Here is a 6,482-nt window from a genome sequence, read left to right as displayed (position 1 = left end):
AGCTTAATTAAAAAAGCTGATCTTTGGGGGAAAGGGGGAAGTATGCTCTTTTCTCCTCAAATTTTGTTGAGAGAGCCATAGAGATAAAAAACATAGGGGGTGTGAAGAAATGAATTCTCATTTCTTCACACCCCCTTTTTTGTAGCTGGTGGATCGTAACTAGCGAACGGAATGCATTGGAGCCACTCCCTAACCACTGATCACCAATTCATGGATTCTGTCTGATATATTCCGTCCAGGTTCCGGAAATCGTCCCCTGCTGCAGTCCTTTTACATAGGTATAGAACTGTTTCAGGCGATAAACCTTGTTATCATCGATAGTCTGGCGCCAGGCTTCCTTGTGGGTCATATGGAGCACATCCACCCCGCCCAGGGCCTGCTGCCGGGCACAGATGGTCTCCAGGCTGTCCTTCTGCCCGTTCAGCCAGATGTCCCGCATGATCATATAGCTTGTGGTCCGCCCTTTGCCCGCCTGGCAGTGGAAATGGAGCCAGGCATCTTCCGGCAGGTCCTTCTGCCACTGGAGGAACGCGTCCACTTCCTCAGGATCCGGCCAGATATGGTCCGTGCTGGCGAACCGCGCATAGCCCATGCCGAACAGTGTGGCGGCCTGCTGTTCTGTCAGCGCCACCTGCACTTTTTCCTTCCCCTTGAAATGGGGCTTTTTCTTTTTGTCCAGCTTATAATAGGAAGTTTCCTGATCCAGGGTCTTTGTCAGCCGGTCTGTTTCGTCTTTGCGGATGACCACATCTGCTTTGCCCACATTGGCCCAGTTGTTGTCCCCATACCAGCTGACTGCCTGCCCGTTCAGGAAGCCATGAGATTCCTGCCGCAGATCCACCAGGATGATCTGTTTGGGTTTGATGTCCTTGGTGGACAGTTCCTGGACCAGGGAAGATAGCTCCAAGATGGAAGGCTGGGCACTGCCGCTCATCCGGTTTGTGTCATCGGCCCGGTAATTCCGGGGCAGCTGCAGCTTATTCTTCGTATCCAGCCGCCATACATACCCTTTGGAAGGTTTCACAATAGCCGCAATGGAAGGAGCGTCAGCCAGAGCCAGCCCCATGGAAAGCTGGCTGAAAGCCAGCGCACCAATGATGATTTTAGAGATATTCATAATTTCCCCTTCTCTCTTCCCTCTGCGCTTGGAACCGGATGCCCCAGCGGAGAGAAAAGTCATTTTGTAATCCATCCGAACTTCCGGCAGGCATTCAAAATGCCGCCTTTGTCATTATCGTCCGTCACATAATCGGCCCGCTCCTTGATCACCGGCCGGGCATTGCCCATGGCCACTCCGAAGAAAGGTTTCCGGAACATGGTAATGTCGTTGAGTCCGTCCCCGAACACCACGGCATCATGGGGATCCGCCCCCAGCCGGTGCATCAGCTTCTCGATACCGGCGCCCTTGTCCACTGATTCCACCAGCCAGGTGTTGTCGATGAAGGGCAGATGGGGCAACCCCTGCCGATCAGGTTCTGTTTCTCCCGGTTTCTCCCGGACGTACATAATCTTATAAATGGCAGACAGACTGTCGATGTCCACCGGCTGTACCTTCGTATCCATATAATTGTGGGGATCCTCCTGGGGATACTCTGCATAGGGTGTGTACCGGTCCAGCGTATTATCCAGCACCACGGACCAGGGCCGTTTCCGGTCTGTAAGCTCATGGAGCAGCGCTTTGGCTGGCGCCAGGGGCAGTCCCTCCATCTCCAGGATCTTCCCATCTACAGTGAGGCTGTTACCTCCGTCAGCCACCAGGGAATGGATGCCATGTTTTTCCGCGAAAGCCGCCGCATCACACTGGATCCGCCCGGTAGCCAGGGCTACAAAATGGCCTTCCCGCTGGAGCTCATCCACACAATACTGGGTATCGGGCGGAACCTGCCGGGTGATGCCCAGACCCAGTGTCTGATCAATATCAAAGAAGAAATATTTTTTCCGCATGGGTTTCCTGCACTTTCTTTTCAAGATAAATTCTATTCAATGCTTTCCTATTATATCACACAGTCCCTGCCCTGCCGATTGTAATTTTAGCAAGAGAACGATACAATAATCTCAGACTTTTTATTTTTATCAATAAGGAAGGATGTATGATATGCTCAAGAAAATCCAAAATTTCCTGGTGGAGGGATTCCGGAGAAAAAATGATGAAAAAGGCCCCCGCTCCCCGCACCATCAAATCCTGGCCCTGGCTGTGCTGGTATTCCTGTGCCTGGGCCTGTTTTTCTGGCACCAGCAGTCCATGAAACGGGCTGCGGAAAAAGCCGCCCAGGAGCGGCAGCAGCGAATGGAACAGGAAATCTTCCGCCGTGCCCAGCAGAATACTCCCCAGAAAAAGCTGCCGGCCCAGCAGACCCGCCCGCAGCAACAGCAGACAAGCACAAAGGTACAGCAGGGCCAAATGATGCAGCAGAGCCAACAAACGCAGCCCATGCCCCAGGCCCCCATGCCCACCGGACCCAAAGTACAGGCTCAGACCCTGCCCATGATCCAGCCGAAAGTCCGATAAAAGTCCTATTGCAACTTTTTACACACTATATTACAATAGAAATCACATATTTGTCACATTTTGAAATGAGGTGTTTTTGTGTCTGAGAAAACTGTTTCCACGGAATCCTTCAGTTCCCGTCTGGGTTTCATCCTTGTCAGCGCAGGCTGTGCCATCGGCATCGGGAATGTGTGGAAATTCCCCTACCTGTGCGGTCAGTTCGGCGGAGCTGCCTTCATCCTGATCTATCTGGTCTTCCTGCTGATTATGGGCATCCCGGTAATGGTATGCGAGTTCGCCATCGGCCGGGGCAGCCGCTGCAGCGCTGCCAAAAGCTTCGAAAAACTGGAGTCCTCGGGTACTCGCTGGCATCGGTTCAAGGGCATCAGTATCGTAGGCTGCTACATGCTGATGATGTACTATACTACAGTCACCGGCTGGATGCTCTATTATTGCTGGCTCCACATCAAAGGGACCTTCGTAGGTGCTTCCACCCAGTTCATCGGCGCAACTTTCGGTACTCTGCTGAAGGATCCAGCCACTCTGCTGTCCTGGATGGTAGTCACCTGCCTGCTGGGCTTTTCCGTTTGCTATCTGGGCATCCAGAACGGAGTGGAGCGGATCACCAAATGGATGATGACTGCCCTACTGCTGCTCATGATCGTATTGGCTGCCCACTCTCTGTTCCTGGAAGGTGCGGAGAAAGGCATTGAATTCTATCTGGTACCCAACTGGGAGACCATGAACCGCCTGGGCTGGGGCAACGTCATCTATGCCGCCATGAGCCAGGCTTTCTTCACCCTGTCCATCGGCATCGGCGCCATGCTGATTTTCGGTGCCTACCTGCCCCACGGCCGCAGCCTGTTCGGAGAAGCCTCCACCATCACGACCCTGGATACCTTTGTAGCCCTCATGGCTGGTTTCATCATCATCCCCGCCTGCTTCGCCTATGGTATCAAACCGGATGCCGGGCCTTCCCTGATTTTCCTGACCATCCCCAACCTGTTCACCCTGATGCCCGGCGGCCGCTTCTGGGGCATGCTGTTCTTCATCTTTCTCTCCTTTGCCGCCCTGTCCACGGTCATCGCCGTATTCGAGAACATCATTGCCTTTGGCATGAATCTGTACGGCTGGGAACGGAAGAAGAGCGTACTCGTCAACGGACTGCTGATCATCCTGCTGAGCATACCCTGCGTGCTGGGTTTCAACCTGTGGAGCGGCTTCCAACCCCTGGGCCCCGGTTCTTCCGTGTTGGATCTGGAAGACTTCATTGTTTCCAACAACCTGCTGCCACTGGGCAGCCTGGCCTTTGTCCTGTTCTGCACCAAAAAGAACGGCTGGGGCTGGAATAATTTCCTGGCAGAGGCCAACGACGGAGAAGGCCGCAACCTGCCTGCCTCCCTGCGGAGGTATCTGCTGTATGTACTGCCGCTGATGATCATCACCATCTATATCAAAGGATACTACGACATGTTCGTGAAGCAGGGTCCCAGGGTCCTGGCTTTCTGGCTGTGCGTGGCTGCCCTGTTCCTGGGCTTCATTTTCTATACGGCAGCAGGGCGAAAAAAGTAATTCGAATGTTCGATTGCAACCCGTAGGGGCTTTACCAAGGGTCCCGAAGGGATTCCGCCCGGTAAGCCCATCCGTGGCCTGATGGGTTGATTTTTCGTTTCCCATCAACAAAATTTTAACTGTCGTTCTTTGACGAGGTGTGAAAAGACATTTTTTCACACCCCCTTTTTTCATTTGCAAGATGCAGAAAGATATTATAAAATCGTATCGTATGTAACGGTAATCGTATATGTATTTGTAGCAAAGAAGCGAGGTAGACTTTATGACGGAACAAACTCCCAAACGTGATTCCTTCCAATCCCGGCTGGGGTTCATCCTGGTCAGCGCCGGCTGTGCCATCGGTATCGGCAATGTGTGGAAATTCCCCTATCTGTGCGGCCAGTACGGTGGGGCAGCTTTCATTCTGCTGTATCTGCTGTTCCTGCTGATCCTGGGGATCCCTGTGCTTTTGTGCGAATTCGCCATGGGCCGGGGCGGCCGCCGCAGCGTAGCCCGGTGCTTCGATGTACTGGCCCCCAAAGGCAGCCGCTGGCCGTATCTGAAGTACATCGGCATAGCCGGGGTAACCATCCTGATGCTGTATTACACCACTGTCACCGGTTGGATGCTGGAATACTGCTGGCTGCACCTGAAGGGCACCTTCATGGGCCAGTCTCCGGCCTTCATCCAGGCCACATTCAAACAGATGCTGGCCCAGCCGATTACCATGGGAGGCTGGACATTCCTCTCCTGCCTGATCGGCTTCACTGTCTGCTACATGGGCCTGGAAAAGGGGATCGAACGGATTACCAAAGTCATCATGAGCGCCCTGCTGCTGCTCATGATGGTACTGGCCGTCCATTCCGTATTCCTGCCCGGCGCTGAAAAGGGGATCGAATTCTACCTGATTCCCAACTTCACTGCCCTGGGAAAAATCGGCTGGGGAAACGTCATCTACGCCGCCATGAGCCAGGCTTTCTTCACCCTGAGCGCCGGCAACGGGGCCATGATGATCTTTGCTTCCTATATGGACAAAAAAAGGGGCCTGCCCGGTGAAGCCATGACCATCACGGCCCTGGATACCTTTGTAGCCCTCATGAGCGGGTTCATCATCATCCCTGCCTGCTTTGCCTACGGCATCCAGCCTGACGCCGGCCCCTCCCTGATCTTCCTGACCATCCCCAATCTATTCACTCTGATGCCCGGCGGCCGAATCTGGGGAAGCCTGTTCTTCATTTTTCTGTCCTTCGCTGCCCTGTCCACGGTCATCGCCGTTATGGAAAGCATTATCGCCTGTTTCCGTGAACTGTTCGACTGGAAGCGGTCCAAGAGTGCCTGGGTTGTCTTCGCCCTGATTGCCATCGGCAGCCTCCCCTGCGTGCTGGGCTTCAATGTATGGAGCAGCTTCCAGCCCCTGGGTCCGGGTACAGGCGTGCTGGACCTGGAAGACTTCATTGTTTCCAACAACCTGCTGCCTCTGGGAGGACTGACCTTCGTGCTGTTCTGTACCCGGCAGAATGGCTGGGGCTGGAATAATTTCCTGACCGAAGTAAATGCTGGGCAGGGCCGGAACCTGCCCGGTTTCTGGAGGTCCTATCTGACCTATGGGCTGCCGCTGCTGATCCTGGGCATCTACCTGAAAGGATACGATGATCTGTTCGCCAAACAGGGTTCTGCAGCCCTGGCCCAATGGATGGCCATTGCAGTGGCGTTTCTGATATGGATCTGGTATTGCGTAAAAGGAAAAAAGGAGGTGTGATTTTTACACCTCCTTTTTTTACGGCAACAAATTGCCCTTTTTCACATTCCGGTCAATAATGGCCTGGACGACCTGCCCAATTTTTTCACTGCCTTCGTGGGTGCGGGCATTCCGCTTTTCCACCTGCCGCCGATTCACCTGATGAAGCCGCCAGTCCTTCCCATGATTGGCATCGTTCAGCAAAACGGGCTGGAAGTTATCCAACGCATGGGCATACCGTGCCTCCGGCGTATCCCCTTTGTCGAATTCCTCGAACAGGGCCCTGAATTCTTTCGCCTGGTCCTCTGGCAGCAGGCCAAAGATCCGGTCCGCTGCCTTTTCTTCCCGCTGCCGCTGGCTCTTTACCGCCTCCGCATCATAAGCATACGTATCCCCTGCATCGATTTCCACCACATCGTGGAGCAAGATCATGAGCAACGTTTTTGCCAGGTCAAACGGCTCATTGGCATATTCCTTCAGAAGGCAGGCCATCACTGCCATGTGCCAGGCATGTTCCGCATCATCCTCCTGCCGTCTGTACCCGGTGAGATGGGTCTGCCGCAGAATGGTCTTTTCCTTATCCAGCTCCAGAATGAACTGCAGCTGTTTTGCAAATCGTTCGTCCATCATTTCCTGTATTCCTCCTATCGTTCCAACTCCTGCACCGTTATCCCCGGATGCCGCCACTGATTTTCTTTCAATACC

General features: G+C 53.8%; 6 protein-coding genes. 3 read left to right on the top strand and 3 right to left on the bottom strand.

Annotated features, from left to right (window positions below; translation table 11 throughout):
* Nucleotides 1-208: 208 nt before the first annotated feature.
* Both ACR0QW_RS01560 and ACR0QW_RS01555 read right to left on the bottom strand, forming a co-directional pair.
* A complete protein-coding gene (locus tag ACR0QW_RS01560) occupies nt 209-1,117 on the bottom strand; it encodes a hypothetical protein (RefSeq protein ID WP_432641968.1) in 909 nt (302 codons plus the stop codon).
* Nucleotides 1,118-1,176: 59 nt separating this feature from the next.
* Entirely contained in the window at nt 1,177-1,944 is a 768-nt protein-coding gene (locus ACR0QW_RS01555; protein ID WP_432641967.1) for an HAD family hydrolase, read from the bottom strand.
* Between the two features lie 151 nt (nt 1,945-2,095).
* Here ACR0QW_RS01555 and ACR0QW_RS01550 point away from each other — a divergent pair, with 151 nt between their 5' ends.
* From ACR0QW_RS01550 to ACR0QW_RS01540, 3 genes are all read left to right on the top strand, one after another.
* A complete protein-coding gene (locus tag ACR0QW_RS01550; RefSeq protein ID WP_432641966.1) occupies nt 2,096-2,509 on the top strand; it encodes a hypothetical protein in 414 nt (137 codons plus the stop codon).
* A gap of 78 nt (nt 2,510-2,587) precedes the next feature.
* The gene (locus ACR0QW_RS01545) at nt 2,588-4,060 is read left to right on the top strand and encodes a sodium-dependent transporter (RefSeq protein ID WP_432641965.1); all 1,473 of its coding nucleotides are present in this window, start codon (nt 2,588-2,590) and stop codon (nt 4,058-4,060) included.
* A gap of 262 nt (nt 4,061-4,322) precedes the next feature.
* The gene (locus tag ACR0QW_RS01540) at nt 4,323-5,798 is read left to right on the top strand and encodes a sodium-dependent transporter (RefSeq protein WP_432641964.1); all 1,476 of its coding nucleotides are present in this window, start codon (nt 4,323-4,325) and stop codon (nt 5,796-5,798) included.
* Between the two features lie 18 nt (nt 5,799-5,816).
* Here ACR0QW_RS01540 and ACR0QW_RS01535 read toward each other — a convergent pair whose 3' ends face one another.
* Nucleotides 5,817-6,404, bottom strand: coding sequence for an HD domain-containing protein (locus ACR0QW_RS01535; protein WP_432641970.1), 588 nt, complete (start codon nt 6,402-6,404; stop codon nt 5,817-5,819).
* Between the last annotated feature and the right edge of the window lie 78 nt (nt 6,405-6,482).

The sequence above is a fragment of the Acidaminococcus sp. genome, assembly GCF_050873445.1.
GTDB lineage: Bacteria > Bacillota > Negativicutes > Acidaminococcales > Acidaminococcaceae > Acidaminococcus.
The sequence above is the reverse complement of the archived record's forward strand: the minus strand, read 5'-3'. Positions and strand labels throughout refer to the sequence as shown.

Coding starts and splice junctions, on each gene's coding strand:
- ACR0QW_RS01560 (WP_432641968.1), bottom strand. CDS start 1,117: ATGAATATCTCTAAAATCATCATTGGTGCGCTGGCTTTCAGCCAGCTT.
- ACR0QW_RS01555 (WP_432641967.1), bottom strand. CDS start 1,944: ATGCGGAAAAAATATTTCTTCTTTGATATTGATCAGACACTGGGTCTG.
- ACR0QW_RS01550 (WP_432641966.1), top strand. CDS start 2,096: ATGCTCAAGAAAATCCAAAATTTCCTGGTGGAGGGATTCCGGAGAAAA.
- ACR0QW_RS01540 (WP_432641964.1), top strand. CDS start 4,323: ATGACGGAACAAACTCCCAAACGTGATTCCTTCCAATCCCGGCTGGGG.
- ACR0QW_RS01535 (WP_432641970.1), bottom strand. CDS start 6,404: ATGGACGAACGATTTGCAAAACAGCTGCAGTTCATTCTGGAGCTGGAT.